Annotated in this window: 27 protein-coding genes and 1 other RNA gene; 5 read left to right on the top strand and 23 right to left on the bottom strand. The window is 38.6% G+C overall.

Annotated features, from left to right (window positions below; genetic code table 11):
* Nucleotides 1-76: 76 nt before the first annotated feature.
* The 4 genes from rnpB to KXV15_RS07185 all read right to left on the bottom strand — a co-directional run bounded on the left by rnpB (nt 77) and on the right by KXV15_RS07185 (nt 2,965).
* Nucleotides 77-447: RNase P RNA component class A (gene rnpB / locus KXV15_RS07200), an RNA gene on the bottom strand.
* Nucleotides 448-479: 32 nt separating this feature from the next.
* Entirely contained in the window at nt 480-1,355 is an 876-nt protein-coding gene (locus tag KXV15_RS07195) for an N-acetylmuramoyl-L-alanine amidase (protein WP_240007497.1), read from the bottom strand.
* 9 nt (nt 1,356-1,364) lie between these two features.
* Nucleotides 1,365-2,252, bottom strand: a complete 888-nt coding sequence (locus KXV15_RS07190) for a DMT family transporter (RefSeq protein WP_240007496.1) — start codon at nt 2,250-2,252, stop codon at nt 1,365-1,367.
* Nucleotides 2,252-2,965: a TerB family tellurite resistance protein gene (locus KXV15_RS07185; protein WP_240007495.1), complete on the bottom strand. Its 714-nt coding sequence runs from the start codon at nt 2,963-2,965 to the stop codon at nt 2,252-2,254. Before KXV15_RS07185 ends, KXV15_RS07190 begins: the two co-directional genes overlap by 1 nt.
* A gap of 439 nt (nt 2,966-3,404) precedes the next feature.
* Between KXV15_RS07185 and KXV15_RS07180 the strand changes: the two genes are divergently transcribed.
* Nucleotides 3,405-3,716 (top strand): hypothetical protein, encoded by a 312-nt coding sequence (locus tag KXV15_RS07180; RefSeq protein WP_240007494.1) that lies wholly within the window; start codon nt 3,405-3,407, stop codon nt 3,714-3,716.
* On the opposite strand, the gene metH is transcribed toward KXV15_RS07180, so the two are convergent.
* From metH to KXV15_RS07160, 4 genes are read right to left on the bottom strand one after another with little or no spacing between them, the layout of a single operon-like run.
* Complete coding sequence (gene metH / locus KXV15_RS07175) at nt 3,706-6,357, bottom strand: methionine synthase (protein WP_240007493.1); 2,652 nt, start codon at nt 6,355-6,357, stop codon at nt 3,706-3,708. The genes KXV15_RS07180 and metH overlap by 11 nt on opposite strands.
* Nucleotides 6,358-6,366: 9 nt before the next feature.
* A complete protein-coding gene (locus KXV15_RS07170; protein WP_240007492.1) occupies nt 6,367-7,431 on the bottom strand; it encodes a homocysteine S-methyltransferase family protein in 1,065 nt (354 codons plus the stop codon).
* Nucleotides 7,432-7,467: 36 nt separating this feature from the next.
* Nucleotides 7,468-8,310, bottom strand: coding sequence for a methylenetetrahydrofolate reductase [NAD(P)H] (gene metF, locus KXV15_RS07165; RefSeq protein ID WP_240007491.1), 843 nt, complete (start codon nt 8,308-8,310; stop codon nt 7,468-7,470).
* Nucleotides 8,311-8,322: 12 nt separating this feature from the next.
* Entirely contained in the window at nt 8,323-9,291 is a 969-nt protein-coding gene (locus tag KXV15_RS07160; RefSeq protein WP_240007490.1) for an ArsR/SmtB family transcription factor, read from the bottom strand.
* Between the two features lie 86 nt (nt 9,292-9,377).
* On the opposite strand from KXV15_RS07160, the gene rnhA reads away from it, so the two are divergent.
* On the top strand, nt 9,378-9,827 hold the full coding sequence (rnhA, locus tag KXV15_RS07155; protein WP_240007489.1) for a ribonuclease HI: 450 nt from the start codon (nt 9,378-9,380) through the stop codon (nt 9,825-9,827).
* On the opposite strand, the gene KXV15_RS07150 is transcribed toward rnhA, so the two are convergent.
* Both KXV15_RS07150 and KXV15_RS07145 read right to left on the bottom strand, forming a co-directional pair.
* Nucleotides 9,814-10,572: a pseudouridine synthase gene (locus KXV15_RS07150; RefSeq protein ID WP_240007488.1), complete on the bottom strand. Its 759-nt coding sequence runs from the start codon at nt 10,570-10,572 to the stop codon at nt 9,814-9,816. The two genes, rnhA and KXV15_RS07150, sit on opposite strands and share 14 nt — an antisense overlap.
* Nucleotides 10,573-10,619: 47 nt before the next feature.
* The gene (locus tag KXV15_RS07145; RefSeq protein ID WP_240007487.1) at nt 10,620-11,225 is read right to left on the bottom strand and encodes a hypothetical protein; all 606 of its coding nucleotides are present in this window, start codon (nt 11,223-11,225) and stop codon (nt 10,620-10,622) included.
* A 151-nt stretch (nt 11,226-11,376) separates the two neighbouring features.
* Between KXV15_RS07145 and KXV15_RS07140 the strand changes: the two genes are divergently transcribed.
* Nucleotides 11,377-13,521 (top strand): M3 family metallopeptidase, encoded by a 2,145-nt coding sequence (locus KXV15_RS07140; RefSeq protein ID WP_240007486.1) that lies wholly within the window; start codon nt 11,377-11,379, stop codon nt 13,519-13,521.
* Nucleotides 13,522-13,578: 57 nt separating this feature from the next.
* Here the strand turns inward: KXV15_RS07140 and recO are convergent, their stop codons facing one another.
* From recO to KXV15_RS07085, 11 genes are all read right to left on the bottom strand, one after another.
* Complete coding sequence (gene recO, locus KXV15_RS07135; protein WP_240007485.1) at nt 13,579-14,313, bottom strand: DNA repair protein RecO; 735 nt, start codon at nt 14,311-14,313, stop codon at nt 13,579-13,581.
* Between the two features lie 2 nt (nt 14,314-14,315).
* Nucleotides 14,316-15,281, bottom strand: coding sequence for a GTPase Era (gene era / locus KXV15_RS07130; protein ID WP_240007484.1), 966 nt, complete (start codon nt 15,279-15,281; stop codon nt 14,316-14,318).
* Entirely contained in the window at nt 15,268-15,978 is a 711-nt protein-coding gene (gene rnc / locus KXV15_RS07125; protein ID WP_240007483.1) for a ribonuclease III, read from the bottom strand. The genes era and rnc overlap by 14 nt, the downstream gene beginning before the upstream one ends.
* Entirely contained in the window at nt 15,978-16,823 is an 846-nt protein-coding gene (gene lepB / locus KXV15_RS07120) for a signal peptidase I (RefSeq protein WP_240007482.1), read from the bottom strand. Before lepB ends, rnc begins: the two co-directional genes overlap by 1 nt.
* Nucleotides 16,824-17,237 carry a holo-ACP synthase gene (gene acpS / locus KXV15_RS07115; RefSeq protein WP_240007481.1) on the bottom strand — a complete coding sequence of 138 codons (414 nt, stop codon included), beginning with the start codon at nt 17,235-17,237 and terminating at the stop codon, nt 16,824-16,826. It abuts the gene before it with no gap.
* Nucleotides 17,237-17,986, bottom strand: coding sequence for a pyridoxine 5'-phosphate synthase (locus KXV15_RS07110; RefSeq protein ID WP_240007480.1), 750 nt, complete (start codon nt 17,984-17,986; stop codon nt 17,237-17,239). The genes acpS and KXV15_RS07110 overlap by 1 nt, the downstream gene beginning before the upstream one ends.
* A gap of 3 nt (nt 17,987-17,989) precedes the next feature.
* Nucleotides 17,990-18,586, bottom strand: a complete 597-nt coding sequence (pyrE, locus tag KXV15_RS07105; RefSeq protein ID WP_240007479.1) for an orotate phosphoribosyltransferase — start codon at nt 18,584-18,586, stop codon at nt 17,990-17,992.
* 14 nt (nt 18,587-18,600) lie between these two features.
* Nucleotides 18,601-20,787 (bottom strand): RelA/SpoT family protein, encoded by a 2,187-nt coding sequence (locus KXV15_RS07100; RefSeq protein ID WP_240007478.1) that lies wholly within the window; start codon nt 20,785-20,787, stop codon nt 18,601-18,603.
* An 83-nt stretch (nt 20,788-20,870) separates the two neighbouring features.
* Nucleotides 20,871-21,224 (bottom strand): DNA-directed RNA polymerase subunit omega, encoded by a 354-nt coding sequence (gene rpoZ / locus KXV15_RS07095; RefSeq protein WP_240007477.1) that lies wholly within the window; start codon nt 21,222-21,224, stop codon nt 20,871-20,873.
* Between the two features lie 70 nt (nt 21,225-21,294).
* Nucleotides 21,295-21,657, bottom strand: a complete 363-nt coding sequence (locus tag KXV15_RS07090; RefSeq protein WP_240007476.1) for an EF-hand domain-containing protein — start codon at nt 21,655-21,657, stop codon at nt 21,295-21,297.
* Between the two features lie 116 nt (nt 21,658-21,773).
* A complete protein-coding gene (locus KXV15_RS07085) occupies nt 21,774-21,932 on the bottom strand; it encodes a hypothetical protein (RefSeq protein ID WP_240007475.1) in 159 nt (52 codons plus the stop codon).
* 69 nt (nt 21,933-22,001) lie between these two features.
* Between KXV15_RS07085 and KXV15_RS07080 the strand changes: the two genes are divergently transcribed.
* Nucleotides 22,002-23,996 carry a TonB-dependent receptor plug domain-containing protein gene (locus tag KXV15_RS07080; protein ID WP_240007474.1) on the top strand — a complete coding sequence of 665 codons (1,995 nt, stop codon included), beginning with the start codon at nt 22,002-22,004 and terminating at the stop codon, nt 23,994-23,996.
* A 3-nt stretch (nt 23,997-23,999) separates the two neighbouring features.
* Here KXV15_RS07080 and folK read toward each other — a convergent pair whose 3' ends face one another.
* On the bottom strand, nt 24,000-24,545 hold the full coding sequence (folK, locus tag KXV15_RS07075) for a 2-amino-4-hydroxy-6-hydroxymethyldihydropteridine diphosphokinase (protein WP_240007473.1): 546 nt from the start codon (nt 24,543-24,545) through the stop codon (nt 24,000-24,002).
* A 28-nt stretch (nt 24,546-24,573) separates the two neighbouring features.
* Here folK and KXV15_RS07070 point away from each other — a divergent pair, with 28 nt between their 5' ends.
* Nucleotides 24,574-25,197 carry a uracil-DNA glycosylase gene (locus KXV15_RS07070; RefSeq protein WP_240007472.1) on the top strand — a complete coding sequence of 208 codons (624 nt, stop codon included), beginning with the start codon at nt 24,574-24,576 and terminating at the stop codon, nt 25,195-25,197.
* 58 nt (nt 25,198-25,255) lie between these two features.
* On the opposite strand, the gene KXV15_RS07065 is transcribed toward KXV15_RS07070, so the two are convergent.
* Nucleotides 25,256-25,912 carry an acetate uptake transporter gene (locus tag KXV15_RS07065; protein ID WP_240007471.1) on the bottom strand — a complete coding sequence of 219 codons (657 nt, stop codon included), beginning with the start codon at nt 25,910-25,912 and terminating at the stop codon, nt 25,256-25,258.
* Nucleotides 25,913-26,074: the final 162 nt, after the last annotated feature.

Here is a 26,074-nt window from a genome sequence, read left to right as displayed (position 1 = left end):
TTTAATTTCGCATCAAAAGTTGTGATTAGCAAGCCAAAAATCAAATATAACTATATGCAGAGTTTTAAAATAAAAATTCGTCAGATAGTCTATAAGCCGGGTTCTGTACCCATATGGGTGGCGATTATTCATCTTGGCTTGATATTACTAACAAGCTCACGCAACCTACCCGAACATCTGCGCACAAATTCGCCTTCGCTTACGCTCAACGTGTTCCTATTCGGTCTTGCTCCTGATGGGGTTTACCCTGCCCTTTTTGTTACCAAAAAGGCGGTGGTCTCTTACACCACCTTTTCACCCTTACCAATAATGGCGGTTTGTTTTCTGTGGCACTTTCCCTGTGGTTACCCACGGCGGACGTTATCCGCCATCATATTTGTGTGGAGCCCGGACTTTCCTCAGATGAAACCTTTCGGCCATATCATCCGCAATCACCCGACTATCTGACAAATGGCTTTTGCCTCAAAACCCTTGAATTATCAAGCAGGTTTGATGATTTTAGCCAAACGTCGTGCTTTTTCAAGGCAATCAACATCTAGTTTGCCGCCAACATCGCTTTGACGATAGCGGCGCTGGAATGCAATCAAGACATATTTTGTATCTTCATCAAAAATACCATTTTGCGGAATTCCATATCCCACATCAGAAAGCGCCTTTTGAAAAGCAGCAATATCTTCGGATTGCGATCCTATCTCTTCAGCAATAATGGTTTTGTCATTATCTGCTTTGGCGGCAGGAATACCTTGTGAAATCCCTGAGGCATCGAATTTATGCCAAGGAAACTTTTCACCTGGATCTATTTTTCGACGCGGCGCAAGATCTGAATGCCCAATAATATGGCGTTTATCAAGGCCGTGACGTTCTTTGATTTGTTTCACTAATTCCATAACGGCATCTATTTGTTCATCTGGAAAATCTGGCAAACCAAAATCATGTCCGGCATTGCAAATTTCAATTCCAATGGATGCAGAATTCATATCGGTCTCGCCGCCATATACACCCGCGCCAGCTTGCCATGCGCGTTTTTCTTCATCTACAAGTTGGTAAATATGACCACTTTTAAACGCCACATAATGCGCAGAAACGCGGTTAAGATTTGGCCCCGGGGGAGCCATTCCTTCACGCGGATGTTCAACTAATTCGGCTTTATATGCTATTCTTTTTGGATCTGGATCGCGAAGCAATTCAAGTGCCTTTTCTTCACTCGGCATGCCTGTATAATGAAGAACTACATAACGAATGGGGCGAGTGCGCTCATTAAAATTTGGACTTGGCGCTTGCTCAATAATAAGTTTTGCTGGCATTTTTTTAAGATTTCTAACAGGTTTTGGATTTGATGGGCGATATGGAAACATTTTACATCTTTATATTTTAGTTATTGTTGTAGCAGTGTTTTTACCCAATGAAGCATTATCCCTCATTGCAATTAGGGCGACACCAGCAATAGAGATAAGCCCGCCGAAAACAATTTGTAAAGTTATTTTTTCGTGAAGAATTACACTTGAAAGTAAAACTGCCCAAATTGGCGTCATTAAAGTAAATGGCATAATTTGGGTAACTTCATATTTTTTTATGAGGTGAAAATACATTGTATGCCCATATATAGAAACAAAAACAACAGAAAATAATAATATTAAGCCTATTGTTTTAGAGTTCGTTTCTAATGCTTCAAACTGCCCATGCTCTAAAAATAAGGTATATAAAAACAGCGGGATTAGAGAAAATAATGAATTCCATGCCTGAAACCTTAATGGCTCAATTGGTTCAAGTTTTTTCATTAAAACGGTTCCGATTGCCGCAAGTAATGCTGATGCAAAAGCAAGAATGTTACCTAAGTTAAGGTCAATACCATGTGGTTTATAAATAACAAAAATCACACCTGAAAAGGCAAGAAACATTCCCAATCCACGTTTCCACCTTACTTTTTCTTTTAAAAATATGATTGATAATATTGTGGCAAGTGGCAAAGAAAGCTGCGCAATAATCGCCAAATTTGACGCCGAAGTTGTTAAAAGCGCAACAAATTGCGCAATGAACGATAATCCCCCCATACAAAGCGATACAAAAAATAACATTCCTAATTGTTTAGGAATTGGCAAAAGTTTTGGCAAAAACAATATGGTTAGAATTATAAAACGTAATAAAACAAAAAATACTGGTGGTGAATTTTTTACCGCAATTGCAGACATGGGAACATTTGCACCCCAAACAAATGCAACCAACAAAATTAAAATCAAATCACGAAATGACATTAGGAAGAACCCTTTGTCATTCTTTCTGAACGAATTTTATTATATGCCGCATTCGCTTGAGCAGTTGTTTCATGGGCAAGCCTTATAAACTCCATGGGCTCCCCCCTACTCATAAATGAATCTGGATGGTTTTTGGTTACAATATCAAGCCATGCACGTTTTATTATTTCGTCACTGTCGCTTTCGTGTACACCAAGTATAACATATGGATTTGGCTCAACATCTTTTATAAAAAAAGACGAAATTCGTGAATAATCACTGCCACTTAGCCCCAAATACTGCGATACATTTATAAGATATTGTTTTTCCGCTTCTTTTATCTGACCATCAGCAACCGCAACAAAAAACAATACTGCCATAACGTCGAATAAAATTTGTCGATTTTCGCGGTATTTTTTACCGATTCTTTTTGCGTAATGCTCAAAACCGAGGGTTGTTCCAGCCGCAAGTCGAAAAAGTTTTTCAAATGCAGGCTTATCTTCTTTAGCAATCGGAAAAGCCGCTTCAAAAGCAATTGCTTCATCAACCGTTGCAATTCCATCAGCCTTTGCCATCTTTGCCGCCAATGCCACAACTGATGAAGCAAAGTCTTCGTCATTTCGTATATCTGAAATTATTAGTGATTTATTAGCGCTTTTAGCCGGCTTTTTAAAGTTAGCGCCGGGGTCAAAAAAACTAAAAGGATTTCTAAATAATTTCTTCCAAATTGACATAATAACCAAGAAATAAATTAAAGCGCAGAAACAATCAATATAGATTGCCCCCTTATATAATCTTTATCATAGCACACAAAACCATAGGTTTTATTAAATTAATGCCCATTCACCAAAACCCTGACATTTCCTGACATCGAGATGGCAAACTTAGTGATTTTAAAAAAGTTTTTCATATATGGAAAACTTTATTTTAAACCCACATTGGCAATTATATTTTCACCATTGCACATTATATAATTACTTGAGTTTAAAGGGATTATGTTGGCCTATCCCCCCGTTTGAAGTAATAAAATCAAATATTAAAAATATGAAACAAGTTTTCTTCATACTTACTGTACACCAATGTTTAAATTTACCTATAAATATAAAATTTTATCAATTGGGTTAATTTAAAATTCAACCAGATATTGTATTGATAATTTGTAGAGGGGCGAAAATGAATATTTCCAACTTATTAGAAAGCGTTGCAATAATGCTAAACATGCCAATACCATTGCTGGTATTGATCCCTGTTGCATTTGCCTTAGCTTTTCAAATATTGCGTGCCACAGAAGCAAATAAAATTGAAGAGCGCGCATTAAACGTAAAATGTTGGGATGGCGATAAAAATTCATCTGAAAAACCAAGTTCGATTGCAATGCTATCTTCATTGGTATTCATCGTATTCTCATTATTTACCATGTATAATGTCACAAACGATAAACCGATTTTCTCAACAAGTATTATCGTTGAACAATTTATTCGCTAGTTGATGGGTCATATGAAAGAATTGGCGCAAGCCATTTCTCAGTTGTTTTAATGTCCCAATTTTTACGAATTGAGTAATCCTTCACTTGCTCTTTATCAATTCTACCAACCCCGAAATATTCTGAATCTTGATGCGCAAAATATAGTCCGCTAACAGATGATGGCGGATCCATGGCCATTGATGAGGTTAAACTTATGCCCGTGGCATTGGTTGCATCCAATAGTTTGAACAGTGTTTCTTTTTCGGTGTGGTCAGGCTGTGCGGGATATCCGGCGGCAGGGCGGATGCCATGATATTTTTCTTTAATTAAATCCTCATAAGAAAGATTTTCATCTTTTGCATAACCCCAAAGTTCACGACGAACTTTTGCATGCATATATTCCGCCAAGGCCTCTGCTAAACGGTCACAAAGCGATTGGAACAGTATTGCAGAATAATCATCGTGTTTTGCCTTGAATGCATTGGCAACATCAATTTCCCCAATACCAGAAGTAACCGCAAAGCCACCAACATAATCAGGGTTTCCAACAGGGGAAACAAAGTCAGATAAGGCATAATTTGCGCGCCCTTCTGCCTTTACCATTTGTTGACGTAAAGTATGGAACGTAGCAATTGGTGATTGTCGTGCGTCATCTTCATAAAGAATTATATCGTCACCAATACTATTTGCTGCCCAAAAACCAATTACGGCCTTTGCCCCAACCATCTTTTCATTAATTATCCGTTCAAGCATTACTTGAGCATCTTTATAAAGATTGCTTGCTGCGGATCCAACAATATTATCGGTTAGGATTGCTGGAAAACTTCCTGCTAATTCCCAAGATGCAAAGAACGGCGTCCAGTCAATATAATCTTTTAATTCAGCAAGATTAATTTCATCAAAAACCTTTGTCCCAAGGAATGATGGCTTATGAGTTTTGCCTTCAAAATCTAGTTTTAAAGAATTTTTACGAGCATCTTCTAATGAAAGCCTTGGGCGTTTATCTTGGGATGCATAATGCGCATTGCGCGCATTTTCCTGATCCCTTTTGTTTTCTGCGACGTACTCTTGCTTTTCATCGCCAACAAGCTTTTGAACAACAGGCACTGCACGACTTGCGTCCGTTACATAGAATGTGTCACCTTTGAAATTTGGGGCAATTTTAACGGCAGTGTGTGTGCGTGAGGTCGTTGCCCCGCCAATCATTAAAGGGATATCTTTAAGCCCCGCTTTATCCATTGCTTGCGCCACATAGCACATCTCATCCAAGGATGGTGTAATGAGGCCAGAAAGCCCAATAACATCTACTTTTTCGTCAATTGCTCTTTGAATAATTGTTTCTGTTGGAACCATAACCCCAAGGTCGATTACGTCAAAGCCATTACATTGCAACACAACACCCACAATATTCTTACCAATATCATGAACATCGCCTTTTACAGTTGCCATAAGTATTTTGCCATTTGACTTTTGTGCTAGGCCCATTTCCTCTTTTTCTGCTTCCATAAATGGCATCAGATAAGCAACAGCCTCTTTCATAACTCGTGCAGATTTTACAACCTGTGGCAAAAACATTTTCCCAGAGCCGAACAAATCACCGACAACATTCATACCATCCATCAACGGGCCTTCGATAACATGTAGTGGACGCTCGGCCTGAAGTCTGGCCTCCTCGGTATCTTGGGTAATAAATTCAGTTATCCCTTTAACCAATGCATGTGTAAGCCGTTCATTAACCGGCAACTCACGCCAACTTAAATCAGGGCCAGTTTCTTTTTTACCACCTTGAGCAAGATAATTTCCTGCAATATCCAAAAGACGCTCTGTTGCATCTGGACGACGGTTTAAAATCACGTCTTCACATGCGTCACGAAGCGTTGGTTCGATGTCATCATAAATTGCCAATTGCCCAGCATTTACAATGCCCATATCCATACCTGCCTTTATGGCATGGTATAGGAAAACGCTATGCATTGCTTCGCGTACTGCCTCATTACCACGGAATGAAAATGAAACATTCGATACACCACCGGAAATATGACAATGTGGCAAATTCTTACGAATTATTCTTGTGGCTTCGATAAAATCCACGCCATAATTATTATGTTCCTCAATACCAGTTGCAACCGCAAAAATATTAGGGTCAAAAATAATGTCTTCTGGTGGGAAGTTTATTTCCATCAAAAGATTATAAGCACGCGTACAAATTTCGACCTTGCGCTCTAATGTGTCTGCCTGCCCTTTTTCGTCAAATGCCATAATGACGGTAGCAGCACCATATTTGCGAATTTTACGGGCATGATCAAGAAATGCGTCAACGCCCTCTTTTAGTGATATTGAATTTACAATCGCCTTACCCTGAACGCATTTTAAGCCTTCCTCGATGATTGCCCAATTTGAACTATCAATCATGATTGGGATTTTTGCTATATCTGGCTCAGTCGCAACTAGATTCAAAAACGTTCTCATGGCTTTGACGCCATCAATCATTGCCGCATCAAGGTTTACATCAAGCACGTTTGCGCCACTATCAACCTGACTTCTGGCAACGGCAAGCGCACCAACATAATCATCGGCTTCAATCAATTTACGAAATTTTGCAGAGCCAGTAACATTGGTTCTTTCACCAACAATAACAAAGCGGGATACTGTGTCGGTCATTTGTTCTTCTTAAAAATTAAATGGTTCAAGGCCTGCTAAACGCAGTGCTGTTTCAAAATGTGGTATTTGGCGCGGTTTTTTACCTTCTACACCATGTGCAATATGCTTGATATGGTCAGGTGTTGTTCCACAACATCCACCAACAATATTGACCAAACCATCAATCGCCCATGTTGAAATAACTTCACACATATCATGAGGTGTTTCATCATATCCACCAAATGCATTAGGTAAGCCTGCATTGGGGTGGCATGAAATTTTGCATTCTGCAACCCGAGCCAGATCAGATAAAAACGCCTTCATTTGTTTTGGACCAAGGGCACAATTTAACCCAATTGACCATGGGTTTGCATGGCGAACACTATTATAGAATGCTTCAACAGTTTGCCCAGAAAGAGTACGACCAGACATATCTGTAATCGTGCCAGAAATCATAATAGGCAAGGTTTCACCAACTTCTTCAAAAAGGGTTTCAATGGCAAAAATCGCTGCTTTTGCATTAAGAGTATCAGTTATAGTTTCAACCAATAATAAATCAGCACCGCCATCGTACAAGCCCTTAACCTGCTCATAAAATGCGTCCTTCATTTCATCAAAACTTATATCACGATATGCAGGGTCATCAACTTTTGGCGATAAAGAAAGTAGTTTTGTAGTTGGTCCAATTGAACCAGCAACGAGTTTTGGGCTATCAATTGTTTCAAATTTATCGGCCGCAGCACGCGCAATTTGCGCCGCGACTTTGTTCATTTCATATGAATATTCTTCCATCTCATAATCGGCCTGCGAAACCCTTTGTGCGCCGAAAGTATTGGTTTCAACAATATCGCAGCCCGCCGCAAAATATTGCTCATGGATTGATTGGATTGCATCAGGTTTTGTTAAAACCAATAAGTCATTATTACCTTTTTGGTCAATTTTTACGTCTTTAAAACGTTCACCACGATAATCTTTTTCTTCTAAACCAAGACGCTGAATAAGCGAACCCATTGCACCATCAAGAATTAAAATTCTACTTTTTATAATCTCTTCGGTTTTTGCAAGACGTTCTGCGCGATTCTTAAAAATACTCATAATTTACTCCAGCGTTTCATAACGCCATCAATTCTATTAAAAACCCAGTGCTTTTGCGGCTTCTAAGGTTAACTTTGCGCGATTCAGTGTGTAAAAATGGAAATCTTCGACACCTTCTTTTTGCAAGGCTGTGACAAGGTTTACCAATGTTTCTTCTGCGCGTTTTTCGCGTTCCTGAGGGTTTCCATCCATGCCATCAAACTTTTCTGCAAACCAATCAGGAATATTGGTATTACACGCCTTTGCCATTCGCATATATCCAGAGACACTACCGACAGGCATAATGCCAGGCAAAAGCGGAATTTTTATCCCATGTTTAACAGCCAAATCACGAAAATTAAGATAGGTTTCAGGTTCAACAAAAAATTGACCAATTGCTTGTGTTGCGCCTTTTTCGATTTTTTCTTTCAAAACATTAAACTCATGCTCAAGCGATGGAGATTCCGGGTGCTTCTCTGGGTAAAAAGAAACCGAAACTTGAAAATCACCGATTTTTCTTGCTGCTTCAACAACCTCGGTTGCATTTAAATAGCCATCCTTATTAGCAATAAATTCGGTACCTACCCCAGTTTTTGGGTCACCACGTAAAGCAACTATATTACGCACGCCCATATTCCAATATTCTTGCAAAACTTCATCAACCTGTGCCTTTGAAGCATCAACACAAGTAATATGTGCCGCAGGAACAAGTGAGGTTTGTTGAAGGATTTTATCAACTGTATTGTGTGTACGCTCACGCGTTGAACCACCCGCGCCATAAGTCACCGACACGAATTTTGGATTTAGAATCTTAAGTTCCATAATGCTTTGCCAAAGCTTTTGTTCCATAGCTTCACTATTGGGGGGGAAGAATTCCAAAGATAAATTTGGCAATGTCATTATATTTTCCTGTTACTTTGTAATTGCGTATAATTTAACTTCTAAACCAGAAGCATTTTTTTCATTTTTAAATGATTTAATTGATTGAATTTTCAGGCCTGCAAGATTGCACCATTCACTAAATTCTGCATCGGCAAAGCCAAGTCGCAAATGACCGTATTTATTGCGCAATTCTTCAAAATCATGCGGGGCAAAATCCGCAATCAAGAGAAGTCCGCCAGGCTTTAAAACCCTTGCCGCCTCTGTCATCGCAGCGGCTGGATTATCAAGATAGTGCAATACTTGGTGGATTGTGATTAAGTCTGCGGTTTCATTGCCATATGGTAGGCTATAAATATCGCCAAGGCGGGCACTTAGATGTTTATTATCCCCTTCGTCAAACCGCAATCTAGATAGATTTAGCATCCCATGAGAGGTATCAATCCCCTCGCCCCGTTTAACATATTTGGAAAAAGTTTCTAAAATAACACCCATGCCTGAACCAAGATCAAGGTGGAAATCAAACTTACGGCCATCAGCCGCCGCTAACATTGCCGCTTCTACAACACCTTCAGGCTGATGCAACTTACGCAAAGATTCCCATTCAGGGGCAATTTTTTCAAAATATTTATGTGCACGTTCTTGGCGCGCTTCACGTATTTCTTTTAACTTTGCTAAATCGCGCGTTAAAACAAAGCTATCACGGTTGAGACATGAAATAATCTGCGTTGTTAATGATCTTGCTGGTTCGCTATTTGAAAGCCTAACAAATACCCACGACCCTTCTGTACGGCGTTCAATAATACCCGCTTCAGATAATAATTTAAGATGTCGTGATACGCGTGGTTGACTTTGCGCCATAACGCTGGATAATTCACCTGCGGACAATTCGCCATTATTTAAAAGTGCAATGATACGAAGCCGTGTGTCCTCACCTGCTGCTTTTAAGATTTCGATTACATTGTCCATCGCAAGCTCCAAAACGTTTAAACACTTAAACATATCTTTAAGTGTTTTTGTCAAGTTATATTTGCAATAAACTGGCAAAAATATTTCAATTTTTGGATAAATCAATTTATCTGGCGCTTATGAATCAAACTAATAACCTTAAACAGGTCGAAATTTTTACCGATGGTGCATGCTCTGGCAACCCTGGACCTGGCGGGTGGGGTGCCGTTTTACGCCATAATGGCGCGACAAAAGAAATTTCTGGTGGCGAAAAACAAACCACAAATAATCGCATGGAATTAATGGCCGCCATTGCGGCATTAGAAGCGCTTACGCAACCTTGTGAAGTAATCCTAACAACTGATTCTAAATATGTTATGGATGGAATTACAAAATGGATTTGGGGATGGAAAAAAAATAGCTGGAAAAAAGCTGATAAAAAACCTCTGTTGAATGCCGATTTATGGATGCGACTTGATGCAATTACTTCCCAACATAGAGTGAAATGGGAATGGGTTAAGGGCCACGCAGGGCATCCAGAAAATGAACGTTGTGATGAATTAGCAAGAACCGCAATTAAATCCCTTTAAAACTATTTATTTCATCAATTGTTAAAGCCCGCCATTTTCCTTCTGGTAAATCACCTAATTCCAAATTGCCAATTCGCAAACGCTTTAGGTCGATAACCTTTAAATCAACAAGATCACACATTCTTCTAATTTGTCGTTTGCGCCCTTCTTTAAGAATAAAGCGCAATGTTTGTTTATCTAGCTGTTCAACTATTGCAGGCTTTAATTTTCGCCCATCAAGCTCTAGGCCGTGACGAAGCTGTTTTAGAGCGATGGGCGTAATATAGCCCGCTACTTTTACGATATATTCTTTTTCTTTTTCGGTATTTTCACCAATGATTGCCTTTGCCAAAACACCGTCTTGCGACAGAATAAGCAATCCATGGCTATCTTTATCAAGACGTCCGATAGGCGGTATTGATATATTATTTGGAATTAAAATTTGCGCATTATTAAACGCATTTTCTGGCGTTAGCATTCGAACCGCGGGGATTTCACCCTTTTCCGGCTGTCCGGAAACTATGCCAACAGGCTTATTATAAGCAATTGAGATTTGCCCCGAAAGATTATTCTGTGCAGTTTCCATAACCTCAAGCACTTGGCCATTTTCAATCTTTCGCCCAAGATCGGAAACTATGTCGCCATCAATTTTTATACTATTTGAAACAATTAATTCCTCAGCCTTACGGCGCGAACAAACACCTAATTGCGCAAGCCATTTATTGACGCGCATAGGTTCAGATTCTGTAAATGTATATAAAGGCATATGTCTGCATTATCATTAAATATAATAATCGCAATACCAATAGTAAATTATGGCCGCGCCTTGTTATTATGTTCTACGCGGTAATCGTAAACATTTTTTCCTATTATGGATGCAGGTATAAATGCAAAGCAAGAGAATATGAATAAAGAAATCACGATTATCACATTCTTTGTATTCCAAAACTTTTCCGGAAATAAATCTGCCTTTGCACGAGACCCTAAATAGAAAAAGGCCCAAAACATTAATATCTGGGCAGATATCATTGCTTCAAAAACCTGACCATATTCCTTAAATGCCTGCTTAAGAAAGCTTAATATAAAGCCAATAATTCCACTAATTATCATAAAGGAGATAAATATTTTGAATGGTGTAAATCTATTTTCATAATCCTCTGGCGAAACTTCATAAATTTTACGTGCATTGGAATAAGTATTAAGCGTAATTACTGCTCCTAAAGCTAATACAGTAAGAATTAGAAATAAGCTCTGCCAAGTAATATGATCACCTGCTGCCTTTCTGATGGCGTCGTATACCCTAAGCCAAACAAAAACATCAAAAAAGCTTATATATTTTTTTAAAAGGGGGCGTGATAACAAATCATCATTCGCCCCATATTCGTATTTACCAATCGCGCCAGTGGTAGTGTTTTGCATATATACACCCTAAGCATCAAACCATCTTTTGTCAAACAAAACTAAAAAATAGTTATAATTTAAATTACACTTTCTTGTGCGCTTTATTAATCGACAAAAGCGCTAAAATGTGGAACAAATCACCCAAACAAACAAACCGGAAGGAAAAATTATGCGTCGTCGTAACTTTCTTAAAACTGCTGCTGCGGTGGCAATAATTGGTTCAACTTCAGGATCAATAATTGCAACCGAAGCTCTTGCAGCAACAGGAAAAAAAATGTCTTCAAATCCATTATTACAAAAATGGAATACCCCGTTTGGTGTTCCTCCTTTTTCTCAAATCAAGCCGTCTGATTTTATGCCGGCTTTCGAAGCGGCAATGGCAACCCATAAAGCAGAGCTAAAGGCGATTGCAACCAATAAAGAAGACCCGACTTTTGACAATGTATTCGGTGCAATGGAACGTTCAGGCGCAGATTTAACAAAGGTTGCTTCGGTATTTTTCCACCTTACTTCGGCTGATACCAATGAAAAACTTCAAGCAATCGAAGGGCCAATTTCTGAAAAACTATCGGCACACCAAAGCTCGGTCACGCAAGACCCATTGTTGTTTGGAAAAATTCAATCAGTATATTTACGTCGTGAAAAACTTGGATTGAATGGCCCACAAAAATACCTTGTGGAAAATACCTACCAATCATTCGTGCGTGGTGGTGCATTATTGGATGCCGATAAAAAGAAAAAAGTTGCCGATATCGATGCGCAACTTGCAAAGATTCAAGTTCAATTTGACCAAAATGTTCTTAAAGGACAATCTACATTCTATCTTCCGCTAAAAACAGAAGCTGATTTTGCAGGCTTGAACGAAAGCCAAATTGACGCCGCCAAAGCTGCGGTTAAAGAACGCGGTATCAAAGATGCCTTGGGTGCAATTACCCTTTCACGCTCTTCATTTGAACCTTTTTTGACCTCATCAACAAGACGCGATTTGCGTGAAGCTGTTCAAAAAGGTTGGATGTCGGTTGGTTCAACATTTGGTCCAGATAACCGTCCATTGATTACCCAAATCGTTGATTTGCGCACCCAACGTGCCAACCTTATGGGCTTTAAATCATTTGCCGCCTATCAGCTTGATGACAAAATGGCAAAAACCCCAGAAAATGCAATGACAACCATGAATGCTGTTTGGACTGCATCAATTGCAACCGCAAAAAAAGAACGCGGCATGTTGCAAGAATTGGCCACAAAAGACGGTGTTGATAAAATTGCCTCTTGGGACTGGTGGTATTATGCTGAAAAAGTTCGCCAATCAAAATATGCGATTGATGAAAATGAGGTGAAGCCTTATTTCGAACTTACCAACATGATTAAAGCCATCCACTATCATGCGGAACATCTATTTGGCCTAAAATTTGTTAAAAACGACAAAATTCCAACTTGGCACAAAGACGTTGTTGCATATGAAGTTCATAACGTAAGTGATGGCACTTTACAGGCAATTTGGTTTGGTGACTTCTATGCACGCCCATCAAAACAGTCTGGCGCGTGGATGTCTTCATTCCGTGACCAACAAAAACTAATTGGTGACGTCAAAGCAGTTGTTTACAATATCTGTAACTATGCAAAACCATCACCTGGTAAACCATCATTGCTTTCTTTTGATGATGCATCAACATTATTCCACGAATTTGGCCACGCGCTTCATGGCATGTGTTCAAACGTAATGTATCCATCACAATCAGGTACAAATGTTAAACGTGATTTCGTTGAATTCCCATCACAAATGATGGAACATTGGCTTCCAACACCTGAAATTTTGGGTAAATTTGCACGCCATTGGAAAACTGATGAAGTTATCCCTCAACCGCTTGTTGATAAATTATTGGCGGCGAAAAACTTTAATGAAGGCTGGACAACCTCTGAATATATGATGGCTGCAATCATGGACATGAAAATGCACATGATTGAAGGACCTGCACCAAAAGATATTGATGCGTGGGAAAAACAGCTTCTTGACGATATGGGGGCTATTCCTGAAATTGTTGTTCGTTATCGCCCTGGTTACTTCAAACATACTTTTGACGGTGGCTATGCTGCTGGATATTATTCATATATTTGGGCAGCGGTTCTTGAAACCGACGGCTTTAATGCATTTAAAGAAGTTGGAAATGTTTATGATCCTGCGACATCGAAACGTCTGAAAGATACAATCTTCTCACAAGGTGGAACCAAAGACCCAATGGATTTATATATTGAATTCCGTGGTCGCGCGCCAACCGTTGACGCATTACTTGAATATCGTGGTTTAAAATCATAGATTTATTCGTAAAAAATCAAGCAAATACAATTATACCCCGCTCTATGCGGGGTATTTTTATAACAAGCCTTTTTTACCCAAAGATATTATTAGACGCGCCCTTGCATCCGGCATGTTTTTCATTGCTTGCCCCAAAAGGTCACGTTCAATAAACCAACCCGTCAACGCAAATCCATCGGCAATATCACCGCTTTTGATTTCATTTTCCGATGACAATAAAAACGGCGGCAAAACTAATAATTTGTCCTTATAGGGTAATCCTGCTTCATAGCTTGCCGCCCTACCCGTCCGTGGTGAAACCCATGAAAGGTTTTCACGAACACCGCTTAATGCGCACTCTTCAAAATCTAACCCAAAACCACAATCAGCCAAAAGACCAACTTCCCAACGGACATAAGCGGCGGCCCAATTATCTTGATTACAAATCAAACGAACCAATATTTCGGTTGCATTGAATAAATGCTTATAGGTTTGAAAATTAGGCAAAGCTTCTTTTAAAAGCGCACAAACAGAGCCAATGGCATTTATACCTGCAGCGTTATCAAAGACGTTTTCAATGGAAAATTTTGTTTCAAGGCGATCAAAATATCCCAATTGGTTTTCACCTTTTGACATAAAGCTCAGGTGAAGTATCTGACCAGTCTGTAAAAGTGCACGTTTCCTCTTGCCTGCACCACCATAAACATATGCCGATATACGGCCATGATCATAAGAAAATACTTCTAAGATAGCGTCATTTTCGCCATATTTGGTGGCATTAAGGACAATTGCATCAGTTTCCCATGACGCCATTATTACGCCTTATAATCAAGCCCGCGTGCGGTATAGTGGCGGCTATCTTCTTGCCAATTATCTTTAACCTTAACATGGAGGAACAGATGAACCTCACGCTCTAATTCACGCATCAATTCATGTCTGGCTTGCGAAGAAATCCATTTTAGAGTTTGTCCATTTTTGCCAATGGCAATTGCTTTATGCCCCTCGCGGCCAACGTAAAGCGTTTGGTCAATTCTCACTGAGCCATCTTTTAATTCTTTCCAATTATCGGTTTCAACATTGGCATTATAAGGCAATTCATCATGCAGACGATGGAAAACTTTTTCGCGCGTAATTTCCGCCGCCATAAGGCGCAAAGGTATATCAGATGCTTGATCTTCGGGATAAAGGAATGGGCTTTCTGGTAAATATTTACCAAGGCATTGTTTAAGCTCTTCAAGGCCATCTTCTTGTAAAGCACTTACAAACAAAATTTCCTTATAAATCTCTTTTTGCGCAAATGATTGCGCTAAATCAAGTAATTCATGTTTAGGAACAGTATCAATCTTATTTAGCAAAAGAAGCGTATTTTTATTTTGTGACTTTATGCCAGCTTCAGTACGTTCAATATCTTCTAGCGCTTTTTCTTCACCTTTAGGCAAGCCGGATTTACCAAACTTTTGCGCTAATCCCGCATCAACCACATGCACAATCAAATCAGCATCACGGGCACCAGTCCAAACAGAAGCAACCATAGCACGATCAAGTCTTTGTTTAGGATTAAATACGCCAGGCGTATCAATGAAAATGATTTGCGCATTATCTTGCATGATAATACCACGAACCGGAAAGCGCGTTGTTTGAATTTTTTGCGATACAATGGAAATTTTTTGCCCAACCAAGGCATTCATAAGCGTTGATTTACCGGCATTTGGCGCACCAACGATTGCCACAAAACCACATTTTGAATTTTCTTGTTTATTTTCAGGGTTATTTATCGGCATTTTTTATCACTTTTTCATAAAATTCTTTGGCACATATTTGCTGCGCAACCTGTTTCGAGCCTGCTTTTGCGCACAGGCTTTGCCCAATCGCAGTTACCTCCACCGTAAATACCGGCGCATGATCTGGACCTTCGCGGTTTACAACAGAATATTTTGGTGCATCATGTCCACGTTTTTGCAACCATTCCTGTAACATGCTTTTGTAATTTTTGCCATCATCAGGGGCTTCTGAAGCAGTTTTTATTGCAAGCTCAACCAGCTTCCAAGCATAATCTTTTCCACCATCAAGATATATTGCGCCTATTAATGCCTCATAAGCATCAGCCAAAATATTGTCATTTACGCCCTGATTTTGCATAACGCTTTTAGACACGACAACTAATTTTTGTAAATTTATTTTTCGTGCAGAAACCGCGCAATTAGCCCCAGACACACATTTGTTGAAGGCCTTGGTTAAATTGCCTTCTTCAAACGTTGGATGATTTTCATATAAGAATTCAGCAGATAATAGCCCTAAAACCCTATCACCCAACCACTCCAGACGTTCATTACATTCGAAATTATCACGCCCCTCACCGGCAGACTTATGAATTAGCGCAAGCTTTAGAAGAGATTTATCCTTAAACTCATAAGCAATCGCATTTTGCAACTCTTTAAGTTCAGCGTCATCAGGTAATTCAAGTTTTAGTTTTGCCATTATTTAATCGGAACTGCTATACGGTCATAACGCAAATCGGTTAGCCAAGTCCAAGGCTTAAACAAGCTCACACCGCTATCCCAAGAAAATAGTACAATTCTGGCCTTGCCAACAACATTTTCTTCTGGAACATAACCAACGCCTTGCTCCAAAATAGGGTCTGCACGGCTATCAAGCGAATTATCGCGGTTATCACCCATCATAAAATAATGCCCTGGTGGAACCTCGTAAACTTTGGTGTTGTCAAACTGCCCTTCTTCGACCAAATCGTAGGTAGTATAACTCTTACCATTTGGTAGAGTTTCTTTCCATCTATTTGTGCTCATCGTATTATTGCGTGAATCAACTATGATTTCCGGCGGCAACGCCTCACGGGTTACTGGAACACCATTAATAACCAACTGACCGCCAACAACCTGAATTCTGTCTCCTGGAAGGCCAATTACACGTTTAATATAGTCAACTTTAGTTTGGTATGGATGTTTGAAAACAACCACATCACCGCGCGCAACCTGTTTATCAAAGATGCGGCCTTTGAATAATTTAGGTTCAAATGGAATCGAAAAACGCGAAATACCATAATCCCACTTAGAAACGAAAAGATAGTCGCCAACCAAAAGGCCAGGACGCATCGATTCGGAAGGAATAGAAAACGGTTGAAAAATAACTATGCGCAATAAAAGAGCAATTATAAGCGCACCCAAAACGGTTTTTATAATATCGCCTAAAGATTCTTTTTCATGGTGCTTATCATTCAATGGCGCATCACCTTTTTTCGTAGTTTTAGCGCTATTATCATCACTATTGTTTGAAACTGTTTCCGATGCTTCGGTAATGTCCGCCATTTAATCTCTCTTTTTGATTTCTATTGCTTCAATAATTACAAACGCAATAGCATTAGGATAGTCATCACTTAAAGTTAAAAATAATTTGGGTTCAAATCCTTGCGGAATGATTTTGTTTAAAATTCTATTTGCATGATCAGTAAGGTTAATCACAGGTTGACCATTTATAAGGTTTACAATCTCAATATCAAGCCAGCTAAGGGAATTTTTTATTTCTCCACCTATTGCCTTTACAAAAGCCTCTTTAGCAGCAAAACGCTTTGCGTAAAATGCAGCCTTTATGGCTTTCTTTCCCTCAGCAATAGATTGTTCTGTACTGGTAAAGCATCTATTTTCAAATCTTTTGCCAAACCGTAACAGTGATTTTTCAATCCTATCAATACGGCAAATATCTGAACCGATGCCTATTATCATTAAAAAGAAACCCTGCGCGCATCATCCATTATTTGTCGCATTTTTGATATTGAATCTTTTAGGCCGATAAAAATTGCTTCACCAACCAAGAAGTGACCTATATTAAGTTCAGAAATTTCAGGAATACGGGCAATTTCGGTAACGCTGTCATACGTTATTCCATGCCCCGCATGAACATCCAAACCAAGTGAGGCAGCCAATCTAGCACCAATATGAAGATCACTTAAGCATTCGGATGCGGCTGTATAATCACCTTTTTCAACTGCTTCACAATAACGGCCAGTGTGAAACTCAATCGCTCTTGCACCGGTGTAATGTGCGGCTTTGATTTGCATTTCATTTGGTTCGATGAACAAGCTCACTCGCGAGCCATTATCTTGCAATTCAGAAATGAATTCACGAAGATTGTCTTGAACATCAATGACATTAAGTCCGCCTTCAGTGGTTTTTTCTTCACGCTTTTCTGGAACCAAACAAACTGCCTCTGGGGCAAGTTTGAGGGCAATTTCCTTCATCTCATCGGTCGCCGCCATCTCAAGATTAAGCGGTATCACCAAGCCACCAGCAATTTCAAAAACGTCTGAATCAATGATATGACGCCTATCTTCGCGTAGGTGAATAGTAATTGAATCGGCCCCTGCTTCTTGCGCTAAAATGGCGGCGCGCATCGGGTCAGGGTGTAACCCACCACGGGCATTTCTGATTGTTGCCACATGATCAATATTGATGCCTAATTTTAATGGTCTCATAACTTATTTCTTTGTATTTTTTGATAAATCACGACTTCCCGGTTTAACTGCGGGCGTATCTTTTAAATCATCTGGCAGATTATTTGGATCAAAACTTTCAACCTCATATTCTGCAAGTGAAACAAGTGGCAAGCCTAAATCAATTTTACCGCCAGAACGGTCAATTAATACTGCGGCACCAAGCAATTTAATATCTAAATCTTTTATTGCATCAATTGTTTCGCGGACTGAAAGACCTGTTGATATAATATCTTCTACTACAACGACTTTTGCGCCCTTTGGAAGCTCGAACCCGCGACGGAGTTTAAAAACCCCATCCTCGCGCTCTACGAACATTGATTTAGCTTTTAAATGACGAGCAGTTTCATAGCCGGGAATAATCGCACCAACCGCAGGAGAGACAACATATTCAACTTCACCAAATTCTTTTGCAATTTTTTTCGCAAGAGCTTTACAAAGTTTACTTGTTGCATCTGGATTCATGAAAACAAATGCTTTTTGCAAGAATTTTCGGCTATGACGACCAGAAGAAAGAATAAAATGCCCCTCGAGTAATGCGCCAGCTTCTTTGAAAATTTTCAATACTTTTTGTGTTTTCATGGTTTTAAGCCTTTTTAATCCTGACTACGTAAACGCTCTACCTCAATAAGGCTTGGCAGTGAACGCAAACTTGCAGCAATTACATTCAAATGCTTATTATCTGCAACTTCAATGTCAACCAATAAGTCGATAAAATCTTCTTTACGGTTTTCCGCACGTAGATTTGTAATATTGCCATCGCAATTAGCGATAATCTTACCGACGTCTGCAAAAACCCCTTTAGTATTTTCACATGTTAATCGAAGGCGTCCAACAGCAAGCCCGTTTTTACGCGCCTCTTCATTCCACGACAAATCAATCCAAAGCTCTTCATTATCTTCATAATCTGCAAGCTTATCGCAATCGATCGTGTGAACTTCTATGCCTTTTTCACCTTTTTGAATACCAACAATTCTTTCCCCAGGTAAAGGTGAACAGCATTCCATAAAATGAATTGCAACCCCATCTGTCAAGCCATCGCCTTTTAAGAAGTTACTACCGTGTTCGTTATCAATTGAAATTCTTGCCTCACCGAGTGCATTTTTACGCACAAACCCCGGAACAGCAGCCTCCGCAAGTGCAGTCCCTGTTAGCTTTCCGCGACCTAATGCTTCATGTAATTCTTCAATATTTTTAAATTTCAGTTTTTCACATGCAACTTTTAAATCGATATCTTCTGGATTAAGGCCGAGACGGCGCAAGGCATGTCCCGCAAGCTTTTTACCAAGTGTTGAAAACTCTTGTCGTTCAAACTCTCTCACAAGACGGCGAATGCCAGAGCGCGCTTTGCCAGTAATTGCCAAAGATTCCCAATTGGGTGGCGGTTTGCGAACATCAGAGCGAAGAATTTCAACAATATCGCCACTTCTTAATGGCGTTCTAAGTGGAACATTTATGCCATTAATCTTTGCACCAACTATTGTATCACCAATTCCGGTATGAACCGCATAAGCAAAGTCAACCGAAGTCGCCCCACGCGGCAAAGCATGAAGATCGCCTTTTGGAGTAAATACAAACACCTGATCTTGGAACATTTCCAATTTGGCATTTTCAAAGAAATCTTCAGGGTCGCCACCATCTTCAAGAATTGAGAAAATATTCCGCAATGCTTCAATTGGGTCTGCCGGTGAATTTTCGTCAGGGTGATAACCATATGAGTGGTTTTTATACTTCCAGTGCGCCGCAACCCCAAGTTCGGCGATTTTATCCATCTCTTCAGTCCTGATTTGTATTTCAAGACGCATACCGCTACTAGTTACGATTGAAGTATGCAAAGACTGATAACCATTTGTTTTTGGTACAGAAATATAGTCTTTGAACCGTCCTGGCACATAGCGCCAACGAGTATGAACCAACGCCAAAGCCTTATAGCATTCAAGCATTGTATCAACGATAATCCTAAACCCATAAATATCAGAAATCTCGTTAAAAGATACCGATTTTTTATCAAGCTTTTTCCAAATGGAAAACGGGCGTTTTTCTCTACCCGAAACATCAGCATGCATATCACTTTCAGAAAGTAATAAATTTATTTTGCTAACGACATCTTCGGTTGATTGGGCATATTTTATACGATTTGTTTCAAGCTGTTCGTAGATTGCCTCATAGGCATCGGGATGAAGATGGCGAAACGCCAAATCTTCCAACTCAGATGCGAATTTATTGACACCAATACGCCTTGCTAATGGGGCATAAATATCAATTGTTTCCCTTGCTATCCGCTGCCGCTTTTCTGGTTTTTTAATGAAATGCAATGTGCGCATATTGTGCAATCGGTCAGCAAGTTTGACCAATAGCACGCGAATATCTTTAGAAAGTGCCAAAACAAATTTTTGAAGATTTTCAGCCTGTTTTGTACGTTCGGCAGTAACCTCAAGCTGAGTAAGTTTTGTTACACCATGAACCAATGTGGCAACTTCTTCGCCAAAAAGCTCGGAAATTTCGTTAAAGGTTGCCTCTGTATCTTCAATGGTATCGTGCAGCAGACCGGTGACAATCGCCGCTTCGTCCATTTTTAATTGTGTGAGAATACCCGCAACTTCAACAGGGTGCGCAAAATATGGATCGCCAGATGCCCTAAGCTGTGAACCGTGCATTTTGGTTGCATAAACATAAGCACGATTCACCAAATCCTCATTGATGTTGGGATTATAGGCACGAATTAAGTCTAATAATTCGTACTGGCGTAAAATGCGCGATTTTTTTTGTTGCTCTGCTAACATCTAATAAAGATAGTATAGGTGTGAAATTTGACAATTGTATAATTGCCACTTTTCACACCTAATACAGAAAAATTACGCGAATATTAATAAGGGTCTTCGCGGACAGCTTCTTGTTCTTGCTGTAAAGCACGCAAAACGTCATCTTCTGACACAATAACAGGTGCTTCAAGTGCAAGTAAATCTGATTGTTCTTCTTCACGCACAGCTTGTGGACGATATTCACGAAGTGACGCAATCAAACCATCACGCAAATCAGGTGCCTCAACCGCAGTTTCAGCAATTTCACGCAATGCAACAACCGGATCCTTATCGCGATCACGGTCAACAGCAAGTGGCGCACCACCTGAAATTTGACGCGCGCGATGCGCGGCAAAAAGCACTAAAGAAAATCTATTAGGAACGCGTTCTACGCAATCCTCAACAGTTACACGAGCCATTTTTATTCCTAACTAGTTATGTTCGGGGAATATCAAATTGAAATGAATATATCAAGTACTATAAAACAAACTATTTACACTTAGTACATGAAAGATTGTTCATTTCTTTTGAAAGTGCTATCGCTGCCTCAACTTTTGAAATAAATCCATTTTTATCCGCATCAAAAGAATTCATTACTTTATCGGCAAGAAGGTTAATCATAAAATCAGGTGATGCTGGATTTTGTTTTTTTATCATCGCCCGCACTTCCTCCAATGATACCAAACCATCATGATTAGCATCATTCTTCATGAACTCATTAATATTATTATCAAGCTTTCTGTTTTTAATTGAATTATTTGCATTATCATCGGCAAAGGCAGAAGTTAAAACTACAATATTACAAATTATAACAGTAAAAACCACATTATTAACTCTTGCGAATTTAAACAATATAAAATCTCCACGTCCGATAATACAATTTATTGTTGACGGCAAAAACGCTTAATGTAAAGTTACTGTTGCAGTTATATATAACTTTAGGGCTTTAGGTGGCTTATTATGAATCTTTAAAAAATCATGGTATTATCAACTATCTTTACAACAACTGTCTTCGCACCATTGGCGGCATACGCAAGCACCATAACAATATATGTAACAATAAGAACTGTTACGATTTGTGTATCAGTAGAAGAAGATAACCAAAAAGCAGGATGATTATCTTTCAACAAGAAAACGCAATTAGCTAGTATTTAATTTATTATGTGCCAGCTAATTATAAATTTCGGTGATGTTTTATGATTAACAAGCTTAAAGTGCTTGCAAATATAACTTTTATAACCTTTGCCTATGTAACAATTCCGCAATCGTTGAAGGCTCAGGATATTAACAACCAAGGAATTAACACTACTGAAGATAGTGAAGTTATTATTGTAAGGGCTTCAAAGATACGCGGCTCTGTTGATACCAGATATTATGATATAAAAACTAATCCAGATGCAAAAACCATAACTGCTGAAGACGTGGTAACAAGGCTTCCAGGGGCAATAAAAGACATAAATGGCAAAATCAGCATTTTGGGACGAACCAATATTTCATATCAGCTCGATGGCAGCTATTTCCCACAGGATCTTGCAACCCAAATTCCTGCCTCTCAAATTGAAAGAATTGAAGTAACTACTAATCCAGGAGCAAAAAGTAGCAGTGGCGACGAAATAATAATCAACCTGATAAGCAATAAAAAGGCACGTAATCCCCAAAACATACTGTTAAGAATTACCGGGGACACCCTTAAAAATATAAATGTCAATGCAAATTATGACCATGAGACCAATAATAATAAATATTCTTTTTTTAGCTTTATGAGATCTTTGGATGAAAATTCTGGCCAACAACAATATGAAGATTACATAAATGATGGAATGGGATATCGAGGCATTAATCAGACTATAAAAACAAGGCTATTTGTTAATTTCTTTACAATTGAACATACTTTAAAAAATAACAGCAACAAACTTCTCTTAGGAATGGTGCCAACTTCATATGATAGTCAAATTCATTCAAAGGAAAAATATTCATTTCAAAATGATGTAGATATATACGATGACATAGTTGATTATAAAAGTAATTCTACAAACAACAGTATCTCTTATGTTGCAGCACTTAGTAATTATGGTGATAATTCAAAAGAAAAATATATGTTGCAATTTGATGCGCAAAATAAAGCTTCGAAAAATTATAATCTGGTAAATAACCAATCTTATTTTTATGAAACTAATACTCACAATAATATCATTACATTCAATATTGATAACGAATATAACATAGATGGGAAAAAGTTTGAATACGGTTACAGGCACAGATATAATGACCTTGATAACATTTATTACTTTGAACAAGCTAAGTTAAATAATTTTAGAATTATCAGTAATGAAGATGCCGCTTATATTGCATATAACACTACTCTTGGAAAATTTGATATTAAGCCTGGCCTGCGTTATGAAATATATAATTTAAATAATATCAATAATTATAGAATGCTTTTGCCTTCAATTCATTTTGGAATAAAATTTCGAGAATTAGGAAACTATAAAATAAGCTTTGCAAGAAAATCTCAGGATATTAATTACAATAACTTCAACCCCAATCAAGTTGCACAAAAATATAATATATTCGAGGTTGGGAATAAGGATTTAATTAATGGGACAATAGATAATTATGAAACATCTTATGAATTCCTAAATAAAAAGTTCAGCTTTCTTACTACGCTTTATTGGCGTAATTATGATAATAATATTGAAAATTATTTTGAATATGGTGGAAACAATATTTATTATATAAAACACATAAACATCAAACAATTGATAAATAAAGGAATAAACCTTAACTTCAAGCATAATATTAGCGATAAATTCGATTATTCGATTGACTTAAATTTCTATAATAAGAAGCAGGAATGGTATATCGACACAAAAAAATCATTACATCAGATTATTGTTTTTGACTGGAAATTAAATAGTACATACAGAATCGATAAAGATAATTCCATACTTTTTATGGTGCAACAATCAGGGAAAAATGGTTCTGTGAACTCAACCACATCAAGTAAAATTTCATCAAGTATCAAATATACTCATGATTTTAGAAATAACCTATCGATGGATATAGCCGCCATTGATTTCTTATCAAGTAATAAACAAGATAGTTATTTCATAGCGGATAATTATAAAAAACATGCCATTACAACACGAAGCAATAGGGCAATAAAAATTACTTTGGCTCAACGTTTTTAATTCTCAAGCATTAACAACAGGTTTAGCCAAAATATGTTTACCGCTAAAAATTAATGAAGCAATCATTTCCACTAATGATGCACCACTTATTGGGTGCACCCAATTAGGGGCAACTTCACTCAACGGCAATATCACAAAATCACGAACTTCCATACGAGGATGCGGAATTTTAAGGTCTTTTTCATTTAAAACCATATCGTCGATTGCAATTATATCTAAGTCAAGGGTGCGTGCCGCCCAACGATTTTGCTTATCACGAACGCGCCCATATTTTTCTTCAATATGGCGCAATTTTTCAAGAATATCTTTGGGAGAAAGGCCCGTTTCAATTGCAATCACACAATTCAAATAGTCGGGGGAATCATTTCCTTCAGGCCAAGCCGGCGAAACATAAAGACACGAAGATTTCTTGAGATAAGCAAATCGAGAGATATCCTCAATCGCAGCCTCAATCACCTCAGCTTTATCCAAATCGTTAAAACCAAGATTTGACCCCAAACCAATTAAAGCTGTTTTTGTCACATTGCCCATGAGTCTATCTATTGTCATGCTTAAACATAATCAATATTAGATTCTGATGATTTTAAAAGAAGCACCGAAAAATTGTAATTTTTGTCCGCGCCTTGTTGCATATCGCGATAAAAATACAAAAGAAAATCCTGATTGGTTTAATGGCCCCGCCCCTAGCTTTGGCGACGAAGATGCATCACTTTTAGTTATTGGTCTTGCACCAGGAAGAACAGGTGCAAATCGCACAGGGCGCCCATTTACGGGTGATTTTGCAGGACAATTACTTTACGATACATTGAAAAAGTTTGGATATTTACAGGGTGAATATCGTGCCGATCCGAATGATGGCATAATATTGCATGACGCCATGATAACTAATGCAGTACGCTGTGCACCACCTGAAAATAAACCTACAACCGATGAAATTAAGTTGTGCAATGATTTTTTAAAAGCCCGAATTTCGGCAATGAAAAACCTTAAAACTATTATTTGCCTTGGCTTGGTCTCGCATGACGCGACATTAAAGGCACTTGGGTATAAGAAGAGCCAATTCAAATTTGGCCACGCTGCGGTTCATAAATTGGGTGATTTAAAACTTATCGATTCCTATCACTGCTCGCGCTACAACACACAAACCAACCGCCTAACAACGCAAATGTTCGAAAACGTGTTTGCAATTGCAAAACAATAAAAGCCCCCGCAATTTTGCGAGGGCCTTTTGTAAGTGATTAAATCCTAGTTATTTTATACTAGCTCTTTTTGATAAAGCCAAATGGTTTGCCAAGAGGCAATATTTGACGTCCAAAGAACTGGTTCAAGAAAATTGCACCAGCAGCATAAAAACCAAGTAAAGAAATGCCAAGCTCTGAATATGCCGCAAGAGTATGGAAAAATTCTTTATGGAAGCCAATTAAAGAAAAACCAAGCGATGGCAATAATACGTTAATTAGAACCAAGATTGCCGCAAAGGTTTTATTGGCTTCGAATGATGCAATCATAATAAATAATGAAAAGAAGAAATAACCAAAACAAGCATATCCAAGCTGTGCTGGATCCGCCTTTGTTGGGTCAACCGCGCCAAACCAACCTAATGAAATTGACCAATGTAGCGCAACCGCTGCCCAAAATAGGCCGTAAGCACCAAGTACAATTGAACCGAAATAATTGTTTTTCTTGAAATCAACCGTTGACGCCCAAATTTGTGCCGCAGAGCCAAGGAACAAGGCCCATGGTATTAAGAATGTTGTTCCAGTAGTCAAACCAAGTTTCTGACTAGCTGCAACAAATGTAACGATTGCAAGACCAAATACGCCCAAAGCAGTTGGGTCAGACATCATAATCTTGGTTTCAGTGATAATTTTAGTTTCCGTAATATTCGATTGATTAATCGGGTTCTGAATGGTCATAGTCACTACCTTTTTACTATAAATATTTTTATTAAGAGCGTGTCATGGGCGCTCCTCCCGTGGGCGTAATTCCACGGGTAAAAGATAATAACAATTAGACCTAAGTCGTTTTTAGACTTTAGATATGCATTTTTTCATGAGACACTGATTTATATAGGTTTT

The organism is Pseudaquidulcibacter saccharophilus (assembly GCF_019455445.1).
Classification (GTDB): domain Bacteria; phylum Pseudomonadota; class Alphaproteobacteria; order Caulobacterales; family Aquidulcibacteraceae; genus Pseudaquidulcibacter; species Pseudaquidulcibacter saccharophilus.
The sequence above is the reverse complement of the archived record's forward strand: the minus strand, read 5'-3'. Positions and strand labels throughout refer to the sequence as shown.